The sequence below is a fragment of the Sulfurimonas denitrificans DSM 1251 genome (genome assembly GCF_000012965.1).
GTDB classification, from domain to species: Bacteria; Campylobacterota; Campylobacteria; order Campylobacterales; family Sulfurimonadaceae; genus Sulfurimonas; species Sulfurimonas denitrificans.
The window spans coordinates 1,131,446-1,146,450 of sequence record NC_007575.1 but is presented as its reverse complement, the minus strand read 5'-3'; the positions used below and the strand labels follow the sequence as shown (position 1 = coordinate 1,146,450).

At 33.2% G+C, this 15,005-nt stretch carries 18 protein-coding genes; 14 read left to right on the top strand and 4 right to left on the bottom strand.

Translation table 11 applies throughout. The features are described 5' to 3' along the window. The first annotated feature begins 120 nt into the window (after positions 1-120). The 12 genes from SUDEN_RS05700 (at position 121) to mrdA (ending at position 10,790) form a co-directional block, all read left to right on the top strand. On the top strand, positions 121-975 hold the full coding sequence (locus SUDEN_RS05700; RefSeq protein ID WP_011372715.1) for an NAD(+)/NADH kinase: 855 nt from the start codon (positions 121-123) through the stop codon (positions 973-975). Between the two features lie 48 nt (positions 976-1,023). Beyond that, the gene (locus tag SUDEN_RS05695; protein WP_011372714.1) at positions 1,024-2,565 is read left to right on the top strand and encodes an AAA family ATPase; all 1,542 of its coding nucleotides are present in this window, start codon (positions 1,024-1,026) and stop codon (positions 2,563-2,565) included. A 2-nt stretch (positions 2,566-2,567) separates the two neighbouring features. Then, entirely contained in the window at positions 2,568-3,344 is a 777-nt protein-coding gene (locus tag SUDEN_RS05690) for a TatD family hydrolase (protein ID WP_011372713.1), read from the top strand. Between the two features lie 78 nt (positions 3,345-3,422). Next, entirely contained in the window at positions 3,423-4,577 is a 1,155-nt protein-coding gene (locus SUDEN_RS05685) for a lytic transglycosylase domain-containing protein (RefSeq protein ID WP_238374790.1), read from the top strand. A gap of 22 nt (positions 4,578-4,599) precedes the next feature. Beyond that, entirely contained in the window at positions 4,600-5,412 is an 813-nt protein-coding gene (locus SUDEN_RS05680) for a septal ring lytic transglycosylase RlpA family protein (protein WP_011372711.1), read from the top strand. 1 nt (position 5,413) lies between these two features. Next, on the top strand, positions 5,414-5,986 hold the full coding sequence (gene hisB, locus SUDEN_RS05675) for an imidazoleglycerol-phosphate dehydratase HisB (protein WP_011372710.1): 573 nt from the start codon (positions 5,414-5,416) through the stop codon (positions 5,984-5,986). Continuing rightward, positions 5,983-6,477 (top strand): KdsC family phosphatase, encoded by a 495-nt coding sequence (locus SUDEN_RS05670; protein WP_041672246.1) that lies wholly within the window; start codon positions 5,983-5,985, stop codon positions 6,475-6,477. Before hisB ends, SUDEN_RS05670 begins: the two co-directional genes overlap by 4 nt. An 11-nt stretch (positions 6,478-6,488) precedes the next feature. Continuing rightward, positions 6,489-6,998, top strand: a complete 510-nt coding sequence (gene lptC, locus SUDEN_RS05665; protein ID WP_238374789.1) for an LPS export ABC transporter periplasmic protein LptC — start codon at positions 6,489-6,491, stop codon at positions 6,996-6,998. After that, complete coding sequence (gene lptA, locus SUDEN_RS05660) at positions 6,999-7,499, top strand: lipopolysaccharide transport periplasmic protein LptA (protein ID WP_011372707.1); 501 nt, start codon at positions 6,999-7,001, stop codon at positions 7,497-7,499. Continuing rightward, complete coding sequence (gene yihA / locus SUDEN_RS05655; RefSeq protein WP_011372706.1) at positions 7,492-8,109, top strand: ribosome biogenesis GTP-binding protein YihA/YsxC; 618 nt, start codon at positions 7,492-7,494, stop codon at positions 8,107-8,109. Before lptA ends, yihA begins: the two co-directional genes overlap by 8 nt. Next, positions 8,099-8,560: an N-acetyltransferase gene (locus tag SUDEN_RS05650; RefSeq protein ID WP_011372705.1), complete on the top strand. Its 462-nt coding sequence runs from the start codon at positions 8,099-8,101 to the stop codon at positions 8,558-8,560. Before yihA ends, SUDEN_RS05650 begins: the two co-directional genes overlap by 11 nt. Positions 8,561-8,975: 415 nt before the next feature. Then, positions 8,976-10,790, top strand: coding sequence for a penicillin-binding protein 2 (gene mrdA / locus SUDEN_RS05640; protein WP_011372703.1), 1,815 nt, complete (start codon positions 8,976-8,978; stop codon positions 10,788-10,790). A gap of 36 nt (positions 10,791-10,826) precedes the next feature. Here the strand turns inward: mrdA and SUDEN_RS05635 are convergent, their stop codons facing one another. The 3 genes from SUDEN_RS05635 to SUDEN_RS05625 are packed head-to-tail and all read right to left on the bottom strand — an operon-like array spanning position 10,827 to position 12,374. Then, on the bottom strand, positions 10,827-11,753 hold the full coding sequence (locus SUDEN_RS05635; protein WP_011372702.1) for a calcium/sodium antiporter: 927 nt from the start codon (positions 11,751-11,753) through the stop codon (positions 10,827-10,829). A gap of 6 nt (positions 11,754-11,759) precedes the next feature. Further along, entirely contained in the window at positions 11,760-12,179 is a 420-nt protein-coding gene (ybeY, locus tag SUDEN_RS05630) for an rRNA maturation RNase YbeY (protein ID WP_011372701.1), read from the bottom strand. Positions 12,180-12,194: 15 nt separating this feature from the next. Continuing rightward, a complete protein-coding gene (locus SUDEN_RS05625) occupies positions 12,195-12,374 on the bottom strand; it encodes a hypothetical protein (RefSeq protein WP_041672243.1) in 180 nt (59 codons plus the stop codon). Positions 12,375-12,458: 84 nt separating this feature from the next. On the opposite strand from SUDEN_RS05625, the gene queC reads away from it, so the two are divergent. Together queC and SUDEN_RS05615 are read left to right on the top strand one after the other, a co-directional pair. After that, the gene (gene queC / locus SUDEN_RS05620; protein ID WP_011372700.1) at positions 12,459-13,133 is read left to right on the top strand and encodes a 7-cyano-7-deazaguanine synthase QueC; all 675 of its coding nucleotides are present in this window, start codon (positions 12,459-12,461) and stop codon (positions 13,131-13,133) included. Further along, positions 13,105-13,782 carry a M48 family metallopeptidase gene (locus SUDEN_RS05615; protein WP_011372699.1) on the top strand — a complete coding sequence of 226 codons (678 nt, stop codon included), beginning with the start codon at positions 13,105-13,107 and terminating at the stop codon, positions 13,780-13,782. Before queC ends, SUDEN_RS05615 begins: the two co-directional genes overlap by 29 nt. Here SUDEN_RS05615 and SUDEN_RS05610 read toward each other — a convergent pair. Next, positions 13,760-14,992, bottom strand: coding sequence for a putative glycoside hydrolase (locus tag SUDEN_RS05610; protein WP_011372698.1), 1,233 nt, complete (start codon positions 14,990-14,992; stop codon positions 13,760-13,762). The two genes, SUDEN_RS05615 and SUDEN_RS05610, sit on opposite strands and share 23 nt — an antisense overlap. Positions 14,993-15,005 lie beyond the last annotated feature (13 nt).

Genomic DNA, 15,005 nt, shown 5'->3' with positions numbered 1-15,005 from the left:
AGTCCTAGTAAATAATTTTCGCAGATTATACCTAAACTACTCTTATCATATAATTATATGGAGCCATTTATTTTTTAGCACCAAGAGTGTATAATGAACGAAAAAAATTAAAGAGCAGTTTTGGATAATAAAATTATAAAAAAAGTTGGCGTTATTTTAAGACCATCATCACCTCAGTTAAAGAGTGGCTATGAAAAGCTAGAAAAAATCTTCAGTAGCTACAGCATAGAAGTTTTAATAGAAGATAAAAGTGCCAAAATGATTGGCGCATCAGGGGCTAGTTTTAAAAAGATTTGTAATGAATGCGATTTTTTAGTAAGTTTTGGAGGTGATGGTACGCTTATCTCTACCGTTAGAAAATCTTTTGATTATGATATCCCCATCTTAGGCATACATGCTGGAAATCTTGGGTTTTTAGCTGATTTGTCTTTGGATGAACTTGACTCTTTTGTAGAAAAAATAACTCAAAACAGATATAAGATAGACGAGAGAGCAGTCCTAGAAGCTACAGTTATAAAAAATGAAAAAGAGATAAAAATGTACGCTTTTAACGATGTCGTTTTAACTCGTACAAGAGTTTCTAACATGATTCATATTGAGACACTTGTAAACTCTCGCTCTTTTAACACATACTATGGAGATGGCGTTGTAGTATCTACTCCAACAGGCTCAACAGCGTATAATCTCTCAGCTGGAGGACCAGTACTTTTTCCAATGAGCAATGTTTTTGCTCTAACTCCAATCTGTCCTCACTCACTAACTCAAAGACCAGTTGTTCTTCCTGGAAAATTTACAATAGAGATGAAAACATCTGAGGAGAGAGCTCTTATAATTATAGACGGACAAGATGTACATGAGCTAGAGCTCGGGGAGAGCGTTCATATAAAATTAGCAACCAAAACAGTTAAACTGATGCATAAAGAGGAGTATAACTACTTTGATGTGTTAAAAGAGAAGCTAAGATGGGGCGAGTGATTGTTTGAAAGAAAGTATAATTCGCAAATATTTAAGCAAGGCAGTTAAATGATAGAGAGATTTTATTTAAAAGATTATCTTAGCTTTAAAGAGGTAGAGCTTGAATTAAAGAGTGGACTTGTTGTCTTTACGGGTCCTAGTGGAAGCGGCAAGTCAATTTTGATGGGCTCTATTTTATCATCTTTTGGAAGCACTTCTTGCGAAGCTTCTCTTTGCGAATCTAGTGTAGCGTGGGAACTTAATGGTGAAGAGTACGGAATTGAGAGTGATGATATAAATGTATTTAAACATATAAAAAAAGAGAAATCAAGATACTTTATAAATAACCAAAGTATCTCAAAAAAGGCGATGAGTGAACTCTCTTCAAACTACTTAAGACACCTATCACTAAGAGATTTTAGCGATTTTGATAATGAAAATCTTTTAAATATCATAGACTCTAGAATGGGTCTTAAAAATGCAGAGATACAGAGAGTAAAGAGTGAATACAAAGAGCTATTTCTAGAGCATAAAAGAGTGAAAAAAGAGCTCCTAAGCATAGAAGATGAGCAAAAAAAGATAGTTGAACTAAAAGAGTTTGCCTCTTACGAAATCAAAAAAATAGATACTATTAATCCTAAAATCTCAGAAGATATAGAGCTATTAGAGATAAAAAAAGAGTTATCAAAAAAAGAGAAAGTTTTAAAGAGCCTCTCTAGCGCAGATGCTATTTTTGAGCATGAACATGCTGTATTTAGTGCGCTTGATTTACTTGATAAAGATGGTTCTTTTTTTAGTGATGCCATGAACGAGCTAAGAGCTTTGCTTGAGAGTGCACAAGAGAGATTTAGTATGCTTGAAGAGATTGATGTAGAGGAAGTTTTAAACCGCATCGAAGAGCTTGGTGAATTAAAGAGAAGATATGGAAGCATAGAAGAAGCACTAATATATAAACAAGAGAAGATTCAAGAACTGCAAAAATATGAAAATATAGAGTTTACAAAGGGTGATTTAGAAGCAAGAGTAAAAGAGTTGGATAAACAAGTAGTAGATTTAGCTTCAAAACTAAGCCTCGCTCGTTACTCAGAGATAGACTCTTTTAATAAAGAGTTAAATAAATATCTAAAAGATTTGTATCTACGAGATGCTCTTGTTGAGATTAACGAGAGCGAATTTAGCGCTTTTGGAAAAGATGAGATAACTATAAAACTAAATAGTACTGATTTACAAAAGATAAGCACAGGAGAGTTTAACAGACTAAGACTCGCTATCTTGGCTCTAAAGTCTGAGACCATGAGTAAAGATGGCGGTGTTTTAATTCTTGATGAGATTGATGCAAATCTTAGCGGTGAGGAGTCAATGAGCGTTGCTAAAGTTTTAAAACAGCTCTCAAAACATTTTCAGATATTTGTAATTTCTCATCAGCCACAATTAACATCTATGGGAGATCAACACTTTTTAGTCTATAAAGAGGGTGATGAATCTTTAGTCAAAGAGCTTGATTTTGAGAGAAGAGTTGAAGAGATAGCTAGGATTATCAGCGGAGAAAGCATAACTCAAGAAGCAAGAGGCTTTGCAAAAGAGCTTTTAAATCTACAAATAAGAGAGTAGAAATGGTAGTTGATACACACGTACATCTTGATGATGAGAGATTTATAGATGATTTAGATGAAGTTTTAAATCGTGCTAGAGATGGCGGTGTTGAACGCTTTATCATCCCAGGCGCAGATCCCATAAATCTTAAAAGAGCTGTTTTAATAGCTCAAAACAACAGCGATGTCTATTTTGCAGTTGGAGTACATCCATACGATATGGACTCTTTTAATGAAGATGATTTTAAAGAGTTAATTATGCACAAAAAATGTGTAGCAGTTGGAGAGTGTGGATTAGATTATTTTAGGCTTGAGGGGACAGAGGATGAAAAAGAGGAAGAAAAGAGAAAACAAAAAGAGATTTTTATTGCTCAAATAGAGTTAGCTAAAAAATATAAAAAACCTTTAATCGTTCACATTAGGGACGCTTCAAGAGATTCAAAAGAGATACTCTTGAAACATAATGCTAGTGAAGTTGGTGGTGTTTTGCACTGTTATAATGCTGATGAAGAATTACTTAGTTTGGCAAAAGAGGGCTTTTATTTTGGGATTGGTGGAGTTTTGACCTTTAGCAATGCAAAAAAATTGATTCATGTGTTACCAAAAATCCCATTAGATAAGTTACTCATTGAAACAGACGCTCCATATTTGACTCCAACTCCCCACAGGGGCAAGAGAAATGAGCCTCTTTATACACAGTTGATTTTGAAAAAAATAGCTGAACTTTTAGAAATTTCAGAGCAAAAAGTGGAAGAAATAAGCACAAAAAACGCCTTTAAACTTTTTCATATTTCTTAGTATCAGCAATTTTTATTATATTATATATAATTTTTAGATAAAATCTATCTTCAAATTTATTAAAGAGGAGCTGCAAAATTGAAATATATCATTATGTTTTTCTTCCCACTTTTGCTCAGCGCAAACCTTTCTTACCTTACAAATCAGACTAAAGAGATAGCAATATTGGAGTCTTTCGACATAGAAGCTTCTTTCTTGTATGACCCGATTATGAATCAAATGAAAAATTCTCAAGTAGATATATATTCAGAAGAACAGTTTCTTAGAACTATGGACGAGGCACATCTTTTTATACCTACAGTAAAAAGTATATTGACAAAATATGGCATACCTCCAGAATTTCTTTTTTTAGCAATGGCTGAATCTAGTTTTTCAACAAAAGCATATTCTGTAAAAAAAGCATCTGGTTTATGGCAATTTATGCCTGAAACTGCAAAATTGTATGGATTAAGAATTGATCAATATGTTGATGAGAGAAGAGATTTAATTAAGTCAACAGAAGCAGCCGCTAAATATCTTAGTAAACTTTATGAAAAGTTTGGCAAGTGGTACTTAGCAGCAATTGCTTACAATTGTGGCGATGGAAGACTCTCAAGAGCTATTAAAAATGCAAACAGTGATGAGCTTACTATTTTATTGGATCCAAAAAAACAGTACATCCCAAAAGAGAGTAGATTTTATATAAGAAAAATTGTCTCTCTTGCAATGATAGGCAATGATGAGCAGTTTCTTTTAAATAGCGAGTATGAGTATCTTTTAAACAGAGCAAACGCTTCTTCTATCTCTGCTGTAAATGTACCAAGAGGTGAATCTTTAAGAAGAGTCTCAGCGCTTATCAATATACCTCTAGAAGAGCTTCAAAAGTTAAATAGACATTTAAAGCATGATTTTGCGCCACCATACTTGAAAGATTACAATATTTATATTCCATATATAAAACTCTCTGAATTTAAACAAAAGTATTTTGAAGAAAAATTAAATAAATTTTATAGAGTTCACATAGTTGAAAAGGGTGAGAGCCTCTATAGTATAGGTAAAAAATACAATGTAAGTCATGCAATGATTAAAGATTTTAATGCTTTAAAAGTGGACACACTAAGTTTAAATCAAAAGTTAATTATCCCTATAAATGGTAAAGTAGAAAATCAAAGAATCAGTAGTAATTTTTCTGCTACGATGAAAAACAACAAGAGTATAGAACCTCTTTTAGAATCAGTTAAAATAGATATTTAAAAACAAGAGAGATTTCAGTACTATGAATAAAATATATATATCCTTAGCTACCTTAGTTCTAATTTTTGTTACAGGTTGTAGCTCAAGAGGAACAAGAGCATATACTCCTCCAGATACGCAGAGCAGCTACTCCTCAGATAAGAGTGTTCATAGCTCATCTATAAATAAAAAAGATTATAATCATCCTACAATGAGACCTTATGAGATAAGAGGTATAAAATATTATCCTACAGTGGTAAATGTTGGTGATGTATTTGATGGTTTTGCAAGTTGGTATGGTCCTGATTTTCATGGTAAATTAACATCTAATGGTGAAACATATAACATGTATGACATGACAGCTGCACACAAGACACTCCCTATGAATACAATTGTAAAAGTTACAAATCAGAGAAATAATAAAAGTGTAGTTGTAAGAATAAATGATAGAGGTCCTTTTATTGAGAGAAGAATTATTGACCTCTCAAACACTGCAGCGAAAAAAATAGATATGCTTAATGCTGGAACAGCTCCAGTTAAGGTTGAAGTTTTAGGTTTTCATTCAAAAGATAAAAGAGATACTCCTCTTGACAAAGACCTGCAATCATCTCCTCAGGATCAAGTTATAGATGGATTTGCACTACAAATTGCATCTTTTTCAAGAGTTGAGGGCGCACTTGAGACACAGCAAAAGTATAACAATACGGATGGATATAAAACAGTTATTAAAGATATACAGACAAATAATGGCAGAATGTTTAAAGTTTGGTTAAAAGGCTTTAGAAGTGAGCAAGAGGCGAGAGACTATCTAGCACTTGGTAATTTTAAAGGCTCATTTATTGTGAGAGAGGATTAGGATGATTAGTAAAAGCAGAAAAACAAAAGAGACAGACATAACTGTTTCACTGGATATAAATGGCAACGGTAAGAGTAAAATAGATACAGGTGTTGGTTTTTTAGACCACATGCTAGATAGCTTTTCAAAACACTCTTTGATTGATTTAGAGATTACATGTAAGGGCGATACACATATAGATGATCACCATAGCGTAGAAGATATAGGGATAGTTCTTGGCGCCCTTTTTGCAGAAGCTCTCTATCCTGTTTCAAATATGGAGCGTTTTGGAAGTGCAAATATAGTTATGGATGAAGCGTGTGTTAGTTGTGATTTGGATTTGAGTAACAGACCATATCTTGTTTATGAAGTTAATCTTGCTGGGAAAGTAGGACAGTTTGATACAGAGCTTGTTGAAGAGTTTTTTAGAGCATTTGTGTTAAATGCAAGAATAAGTACGCATATAGTTCTACAAAGAGGCAAAAACAGACACCATATTATAGAGGCAGCTTTTAAAGCTGTTGCAGTTGCGCTTCGCCGTGCAATGCAAAAAAATGAAAGAGTCGGGATTCCTAGTACGAAAGATATGCTTTGATTAAGTTGATTGTGCTTGATGTTGATGGGTGTATGAGTGATGGGAAAATAATATACCACTCTGATGGCTCAGAGATAAAAAACTTTAATGTAAAAGATGGTTTGGCGATTAGCTCATGGATAAAAATTGGCTTACATGTAGCCATAATTACTGGAAGAGACTCTAAAATAGTCCAAAGAAGAGCAGAAGAGTTAGGAATTAAATATCTGTTTCAAGGCATTAAAGATAAAGAGAGTGTTTTAAAAGAACTTATCTCTTCCTTGGGTTTTAAGCACTATGAAGTTGGTGCAATCGGCGATGATTTAAATGACTTTAAAATGCTGCGCAGTGTCGGCAGAAGCTTTACGCCAAAAGATGGAGTAAAAGAGATTAAAGATATTGTTGATACTACTCTTACATGTAATGGTGGAGATGGAGCAGTTAGAGAAATGATAGACATTCTTGTAGATGAGAATGATTTAAGAGAGCAATTTATGGCTCTTTGGTTATAATTAGCATGAATATGAACTATTTTTTTCTCTTTATCTCTTTATCTCTTTTAATGATACTTTTTGTATTTAAACCTGTTGAAATAAAAGAGAATTTTTTTGGAGATATTGAGCTATTTAGTATCTCATCTTTTACTATGTATGAGTTTGACCCTCATGGTCTCATAACGCTTATGAATGGCTCAAAAGCCATTAAATATAGTGACAGATACAGCGTTGATGATATAGACTACACAGATAGTTCTAAAGAGTATGTTTCAAACATGAAATCAAAAAGAGGAATATACAAAGATGATATTGTATATCTCGATGGCAATATTGTTTATACAAGAGAAGATGGTTTGACATTTAAGACACAAAAAGCGATATATAATAAAAAAACTAGTATAGCTATTGCTGATGGAGATTATCTTTTATATAGAGATGCAAATAGAGTTATAGGGGAAGGGTTGCACTACAATAGTGCGCTAGAGAGAGTTACTTCAAAAAATGTAACAGCAAAATATCAACTAAAAGAGAGATAGATGAAAAAAACAGTTTTTTTAATAATTTTATCAGCAGCGTCGCTGTTTGCGCAAGAGCTACAGGTAAAAGCAAAACTATTTAATGCAGATCAGAAAGCTGGAATTTCTATTTTTGAAGGTGATGTAAATATCATCAGAGGCAATGATGAACTAAATGCTTCAAAGGTAACCATACATACAAACTCTGCGCAAGAGCCCACTAAGTTTATAGCTGAGGGTAACGCTTCATTTAAGATAAAAACCATTGAGGGTGCTTTATATGTAGGAAAAGCGCATAAAGTAATCTATCTTCCTAAAACAAAAGAGTACTATTTCTATCAAGATGTACATCTAAAGCAACTTGATGATAAAAAAGAGATTATTGGCGATGAAGTAATTTTAAAAACAATTGAAGGTAAAGCTTACGCAAAAGGTGCTGCTAAAGAGCCAGTAATTATGATTTTTAATATGCCTGAAGATCAAAACAAGACAGAAGTTCAGAAGAGTGAAAAAAATGATTGAGATTGTAGATGCAAAATTTATTACATCTGCCCCAAATTTAGATGGTGCACCTCCTAGTATAGAGCAGAATGAAATCGTTTTTATGGCCCGCTCAAATGTTGGAAAAAGCTCTCTGCTTAATGCTCTAACAAATCATAAAGGATTGGCTAAAGTATCATCAACACCAGGTAAAACAAGGCTTATAAACTACTTTGATGTTACTTTTATAAATAGAGAAGACTCTTTAAAAAGCTTTGCTAAATTTGTTGATTTACCTGGATTTGGTTATGCAAAAGTGGCAAAATCGATAAAATATGATTGGGAGAGAAACCTAACAGACTATATAGCATCAAGAAAGCAGATTAAAATTTTTATACATCTGGTTGATTGCAGACACCCTTTTTTAGATATTGATAAATCTGTTAGTGATTTTTTGCTTGAGTGTGCCAACCCCACACAGCATATTTTTCAGATATTTACTAAAATAGACAAGCTCAATCAAAAAGAGCAAACTGAGTTAAGAAGAGATTTTCCTAATGCCCTGATGGTTTCTAGTTCCAAAAAGAAAGGATTAGCAAAAATAGTAACGCTTATCTATAATGTTTTAAAGGAGTGTGAAAATGAAGATTGAATTAACAAAAGCAAAACTCTCTGATATACAAGAGATGCAAAAGCTAGTGGCTGCTGAAGTTGAAGCTGGTGTAATTCTTGCAAGAAGCTCAGATGAAGTGGCGACAAATATAAGATCTTATATTCTTGCTAAAGATGGCTCTGAAATTATTGGATTTTGTGCTCTTCATATTCATACACCATCTTTAGCAGAGATTAGATCTTTGATTGTAAAAGATGGAAGAAGAGGAGAGGGAATAGGGCAAAGCTTAGTTACAAAAGCAACTGATGAAGCACAAATATTAGGACTTCAAAAGGTTCTTAGCTTAACTTATAAACAATCTTTTTTTGAAAATTTAGGTTTTATCGAGATTCCAAAAGAGTCACTCCCAGAACATAAGATTTGGGCTGATTGTATTAAATGTAAACATTTTCCAATATGCAACGAAGTCTCTCTTATAAAAACCCTCTAGCATTATACCTTTATGGTATATTGTTTCTTGTCTATACTGCACTAAGCGGAATATATCTTTTTTTACCGCCATTACTTACAGTACTATACTTTTACTTTTCAAAAGCACTTAAAAAAGAGCAGACTTCAGTTCTTATTTTAACTATTTTTTGTCTTTTATTTTTTGAATCAGAGAATAGTTATGTGCTATTTAGTACCATAATCTATTTTTCAATTTTGCATAAATATATTGTTCCAAAAATAACTCAGAGTTTTAGTTGTGTTACATGTATTAATTTTATGATTGTTCTTTTTGTTTATGTAGGCTTTTTTCTTTTTTACTCTTTTTTATCAAATATTTTTTTATTTGCTTTACCAGCTATCAACTATTATGTAATCTACTATATAGTTATTGAATTTTTAATTTTGAGCATATTATGAAAATTAAATTTATACTTTTTATATTTGCATCTATCTGGCTAGCTCTTTTAGTAAGAGTTTTTTTTCTCTCAGTTGAATCAAACAGTTACTATGAAAGACTCTCATACAATAACACAATTAAAATCGAACAAATTGCTCCTGTAAGAGGGGAAATAGTAGATATAAACAACAGACCAATAGCAATAAATGAACTTGGATTTAAGATACAACTAGCTCCACATCTAGGTCTTGAGAGAAATTCTGAAATTTTTGAAGATGAGATAAATAGGCTTATTGCTCTATTGCCAAATTTAGATAAAGAGAAGATGATAAAAGAGTATAAAAAAGTTGATTCATACTACAACCATAACTTTATAGATATAGTTGATTTTGTATCATATGAACATATTATGCCTATATATTCAATATTGAGCCTAAGAGAAAATTTAAATATAGTCTCCTCTCCAAAGAGATTTTATCCATACGGTGAGATAGGTGCACATATTATTGGGTATGTTGGGCGTGCAAACAAAGATGACATTGTAGATGATGAGCTTGTTAAACTCATAGGATATAGTGGCAAATCTGGTATTGAAAAATACTATAATGAGTATCTTCAAGGTTTAGCAGGAAACAGAGAGATAAAGGTAAATGCGCATAATCAAGAAGTAGAAGAGCTCTCAAGCCAAAAACCATCAGAAGATACAAAACTTACTTTAAATATCGACATAGAACTTCAAAAATATATATCATCATTCTTTGTAAATAAGGCTGGTGCAGTGATTGTTATGGATGTGAATGGCGCTATTTTATCGGCAAGCAGTTTTCCAGAGTATGACCTAAACACTTTTGTAACTGGCATAAGCAATGAAGTTTGGGATAAGTTGTCAAATAGTCTTGATAAACCTTTTACAAATAAACTTATCCATGGACTCTACCCACCTGGTTCAGTTATAAAAACAGGACTTGGACTACTGTACATAACTTCGCCAGAAGCTGGTCCAAACTTTAATGTTCACTGCACCGCCTCTATGCCACTTGGCTCAAGGGTATTTAGATGTTGGAAGAAAGATGGTCATGGAAGTACTGATATTAAAAAAGCCATAAGAGAGAGTTGTGATGACTATTTTTATAAAGGAAGCCTAAGGCTCGGTATTGAGAAGATGAGCGATGGGCTCATGAGATATGGACTTGGAAAAAAAACAGGCGTTGATTTGCCAAATGAATTTATAGGTACAGTCCCATCTCGTGAGTGGAAAAGAAAAAAATATAACAAACCATGGTATATAGGTGAGACTGTAAACACATCAATCGGGCAGGGAGATTTTTTAACAACTCCGATGCAGATAGCCCAATTTACAGCACTTATGGCTACAGGAAAGTTGCCTAAACCATACTTTGCCAAGATGATAGGCGATGAAGTTGTAGAGCCAGACCTTCAAGATGTACTCACGGAAAATGAGCTAAAGAGGCTGCCTACAATTCAAAGAGCGATGTATGAAGTTTGTAATGTACCTGGTGGAACAGCTAGGAGTTATGTAAATACAAAAGTAAAAATTGCAGGTAAAACTGGAACAGCCCAAGTTGTTGGTATTTTACAGGATATTAAAGAGAGGGAGCTAGAGCATGAAATGGAGTACTATACACGTTCTCATGCTTGGTTTTCAACGTATGGTCCATACGATAATCCACAATATGTTGTTTTAGCTATGGTAGAGCATGGAGGACATGGTGGCGCTGCTACTGGTAATATTATATCTGGGGTTTATAATAAACTCTTAGAACTTGGATACATAAAAGAAGATGAAGAAGCCCAAGAAGATAAAGAGTAGGGCGCTTTATAGATGAGAAAATTTCACCTATATTTATTAAAAAGAGTTAAGTAAAAAAAGCGACAATATTGTTAATAAAAATATCGCTCCAGTTTTATTGTATAGTTTGTTTGCTACAATAAAAAGAAGAGCTATAGAAGAGCCAACCATTACATAGATGTCAAACTGTGCAGTAATTAAGTTGATGGTTAGTGGATTTATGATTGATGAAGCTCCTAAAACCATAGAGAAGTTAGCAACGTTTGAGCCTATTATGTTTCCTATGCCCATCTCTGCATTTCCATTTTTTACAGCAACCAAAGAGACTACAAGTTCAGGTAGAGATGTTCCAAGTGCAATAAGAAAAAGTCCAATTATCCACTCACTTACGCCAAATAACCTAGCTATATCTGTTCCGCTCTCAACAACGAAATTTGCTCCACCTATTGTTAATACAAATCCAATACCTAAAAATAGAATAGTTTTTAACCAATTAAACTTCTCTTTTGATAAATCCTCATCTATTGCATCTTCAAAATCATCTTTTGGACCAGTAAATAAAAATAGAATATATGAAACCATTATTAAAAGAAATAAAATCCCATCAGCCCTGCTTATAACACTATCTTGAATCATCAGCATAAAAATAACAACAGGCACAATAATCCAAGCACTATCTTTTACAAAGATGTCTCTTTTAGGGTTCATATTTTTTGATATTAAGAATACAACTCCTAAAATTAATGTTATATTGAAAATATTGCTACCAACAACATTAGCTATAGCCATCTCACTTTTGCCTCCATATGATGCCATCATTGAAGCTGCCATCTCTGGCATTGAAGTTCCAAATGCTACAAGAGTAGCGCCTATGACGTAGTGTGATATATTGAAATGCAGAGCTATTCTCTGAGACTCTTTTATAACAAAATCCGCCCCATAAACAAGTGCAGCCATAGCAACTGTAAAAATTATGAAATCCATATATCGTTATCCCTCGCTTCTAACTATTAAACTTTGAGGCAAATTAAACTCTTTGATAATTCTAGCCTCCTCTTCTCTCATCTCTCCGCTATCAACTTCATGGTCGTATCCAAGAAGATGTAAAAGACCATGTATAAAAAGGAGTGCAAATTCATCATTTAGAGTGTGTCCAAACTCTTTTGATTTTTCTTCTACATGTAAGGAGCAAATAACAATACTTCCTAATGGTGAGAGCGGCATTTCGATATAAGGAAAACTTAAAACGTCTGTTGCTTTATCTATATTTCTATGAGCGCTGTTTATCTCTCTCATCTCATCTTTATCTGTAACTATTAATTCTATCTCTTTATTTGTGAGGGAAGAGGCAATTTGTTCAATTACCTCTATATGAAGGTTTAGTGAGGTTCTGTTGTCAAAGTCTATCAAGTTTTATGCTCTACCTTAACCAGCTAAATTTAGGTTGGTTCCTAATCCAGTCTTTTGTGCTACATCTTTTCTAGACTCTTCAGTTACAGATTCTAGAACTTTTAAAGCGTCTCTCTCCTGAGTCTCTGTAGCTTTTTTTATAGCCTCAACTCCAGCTGAAGATTGAGTAGGTGTGTTTGAAGATGAAATTTCCATAGTGTCCCCTTTTTTTTGAATATTGAGGCATTATATAGGGTATTGCATTTAAGGAAGATTAAAATAATATGCTAAAATTCCCTTATGAATTTAAAAAATAAAAAAGCAATTTGTATTATGAGCGGTGGAATGGATTCTACACTAGGGGCTTATATGGTAAAAGAGATGGGTTATGAAATTGTAGCTTTACACTTTAACTATGCTCAAAGAACTGAAGCAAAAGAGCTCTTCTGTTTTAAGAAAATATGTGAGGCACTAAATGTCTCAAATAGTTATGTTTTGGATTTAGACTTTTTTTCAAAAATAGGTGCTTCTGCTCTTACAGATAAAAGTATAGATATACCTATAAATGGACTAGAAGAGGGTGTTCCCATCACTTATGTGCCATTTAGAAATGGCATATTTTTATCGATAGCAGCAGCGCTAGCAGAAAAAGAGGAGGCTGTACTTATTGCTATTGGTGTTGTGCAAGAGGATAGTAGTGGTTATCCAGATTGCAAAGACTCTTTTATCACTAGCATGGAGCAGAGCATTAATCTTGGCACAAAAGATGAGACAAAAATCAAAATATATATGCCACTGGTTCATCTTAGTAAATCTCAGATAGTTGAGCATGCACTTAGACTTAATGTTCCACTTGAACTTACATGGAGTTGTTACAAAGATGAAGAGGCAGCTTGTGGTGTTTGTGACAGTTGTCGCCTGAGATTAAATGGATTTAGATTAGCCAATGCAAAAGACCCTATTGAGTACATGTAAGATTAATTTTAATGATTTAGAGATTTTGCATCTACAAAAAGCAACTCTAAAAAATAGCTATCTAAGTGTGAAGAAAAATGGTGAAATCACTCTTAAGACTCCAAAAGTATCAAACGCATTTATTCAAAAGCTTCTTATCCAAAGAGAGCCATGGATAAGAAAACAGCTAAAAACCATAGAGTTATCAAAACCTATAAGCATAAATCTTCAAGATGAGATTCTACTCTTTGGAGAGGTTTTTAGTATGGATTCAGATGAGGCAAAAGAGCTAAGAGAGTTACTTCAAAAAGTAGATATTTCAGAACAAGATACTATTTTAAAGTGCTATGAAAAATTTTATAAAAATTTTGCAACTCTTTACCTAACTCAAAGAGTAGAATATTTTGCAAAGGTTATGAAATTGAGTTTTAGTGAACTAAAATTTAAAAAAATGCGAAGTAGATGGGGAAGTTGTAGCTCAAAAATGGTTATTACTCTAAATACAGAACTTATAAAAATAGATAAAGAGCTTATTGATTTTATAGTGGTTCACGAGCTTTCACATCTAGTGCATATGAACCATTCAAAAAAATTCCACTCTCTTGTTTTTGAGTATATGCCTAAAGCAAAAGCCCTAAACAAAGAGCTTAAAGCGATTTGTCTTTTATAAAATATTCTATATTGTATCTGCTAGATGGTGACCACATCATCCATCCATTAGTATTTATATCTTGTGTTGCTCTAATCTGCTCTTTTATCTCAAACTCTCTGTAATGCCGTTTTTCATGTGCGTAGTCCTTAAAATACTGCAACCATGGTCTAACTCTTTTTGTGTCAATTCTATCTTCTATATTTTTAATGCTTCTGTAAATTACAGTATGTGGGTGGTTTGATGGGCTTTTAAATGAAAATGAACCACTTGCAAATCCAGATGGATATAACATTGGAGCCAAATAATCTACATGTGGTGCCATCGAGCTAACTGTTTGACCTATGTTATTATCATCCTTGGTCCAACATATATTTCCATAAGTATCCGCAGAGATAAATACCCCATATTTTCTAAGTCTCTCTTGTGCAAGATTTAAAAAATCACTAATTGCTTTTATACGACTCTCTTGAGTGCTCTCTTTAGAGTAAAGCAGCCCATCTTTTGCAGGAAAGCGAATATAGTCAAAATTTATCTCATCAAAACCGACTTTTGCCGCCTCTTGCGCAACAGAAATTGCGTAGTTATGCGCTCTGACATCAAAAGGATCAACCCAAGCCATATTGTCATGGTTTCTCCAGATAGTGCCATCTCTATTTTTGATAGCATAATCCACATTGTTAATAGCTTGAAGCTCATCTTTAAATGTCACAATTCTTGCAATCGTATAGATATTTTTAGCTCTCATAATTGACATAAACTCTTCTATATTTCTATTTATGATACTTTTATCAGCGCCATAGCTGTTGGCTTGTTCAAAAGATGTTTTAAATGATGTGTGTCCATACTCATTTTTAACATCTACAACAACTGTATTTATATCTGTTTCATCTATTATTTTTAAAATATCTCTTAGCTTTGGAGATTGATTATTTGTATGCCAAAAACTTAAATATAGCGCTTTTACAACAAGAGGTTCAAGCTTAAGAACTTTATCACTTGACTCTTGTGTAATTTTATATGGTCTATATCCACACGCTTTTACATGTAGAGGTTTTTCAAGACTATTTATAGTAAAACTTCCATTGATATCGCTTTTAACACTCAAAACAGAATCACTAATAGTGACATCTTTAATAGGTTTCAAACTGACCGCATCAATAATATTTGCACTAAATGAAGCAAAAAGTGTATTTTGCAAAAGCATGGCGGTTAATAATAGGATTTTCATTAATTTCTCTCTT

What these genes read in the sequence shown, in the direction of transcription:
- SUDEN_RS05695 (WP_011372714.1), top strand. Translation starts at nt 1,024, where the DNA reads ATGATAGAGAGATTTTATTTAAAAGATTATCTTAGCTTTAAAGAGGTA.
- SUDEN_RS05690 (WP_011372713.1), top strand. Translation starts at nt 2,568, where the DNA reads ATGGTAGTTGATACACACGTACATCTTGATGATGAGAGATTTATAGAT.
- SUDEN_RS05680 (WP_011372711.1), top strand. Translation starts at nt 4,600, where the DNA reads ATGAATAAAATATATATATCCTTAGCTACCTTAGTTCTAATTTTTGTT.
- hisB (WP_011372710.1), top strand. Translation starts at nt 5,414, where the DNA reads ATGATTAGTAAAAGCAGAAAAACAAAAGAGACAGACATAACTGTTTCA.
- lptC (WP_238374789.1), top strand. Translation starts at nt 6,489, where the DNA reads ATGAACTATTTTTTTCTCTTTATCTCTTTATCTCTTTTAATGATACTT.
- lptA (WP_011372707.1), top strand. Translation starts at nt 6,999, where the DNA reads ATGAAAAAAACAGTTTTTTTAATAATTTTATCAGCAGCGTCGCTGTTT.
- yihA (WP_011372706.1), top strand. Translation starts at nt 7,492, where the DNA reads ATGATTGAGATTGTAGATGCAAAATTTATTACATCTGCCCCAAATTTA.
- SUDEN_RS05650 (WP_011372705.1), top strand. Translation starts at nt 8,099, where the DNA reads ATGAAGATTGAATTAACAAAAGCAAAACTCTCTGATATACAAGAGATG.
- mrdA (WP_011372703.1), top strand. Translation starts at nt 8,976, where the DNA reads ATGAAAATTAAATTTATACTTTTTATATTTGCATCTATCTGGCTAGCT.
- SUDEN_RS05635 (WP_011372702.1), bottom strand. Translation starts at nt 11,753, where the DNA reads ATGGATTTCATAATTTTTACAGTTGCTATGGCTGCACTTGTTTATGGG.
- SUDEN_RS05625 (WP_041672243.1), bottom strand. Translation starts at nt 12,374, where the DNA reads ATGGAAATTTCATCTTCAAACACACCTACTCAATCTTCAGCTGGAGTT.
- queC (WP_011372700.1), top strand. Translation starts at nt 12,459, where the DNA reads ATGAATTTAAAAAATAAAAAAGCAATTTGTATTATGAGCGGTGGAATG.
- SUDEN_RS05615 (WP_011372699.1), top strand. Translation starts at nt 13,105, where the DNA reads ATGCAAAAGACCCTATTGAGTACATGTAAGATTAATTTTAATGATTTA.
- SUDEN_RS05610 (WP_011372698.1), bottom strand. Translation starts at nt 14,992, where the DNA reads ATGAAAATCCTATTATTAACCGCCATGCTTTTGCAAAATACACTTTTT.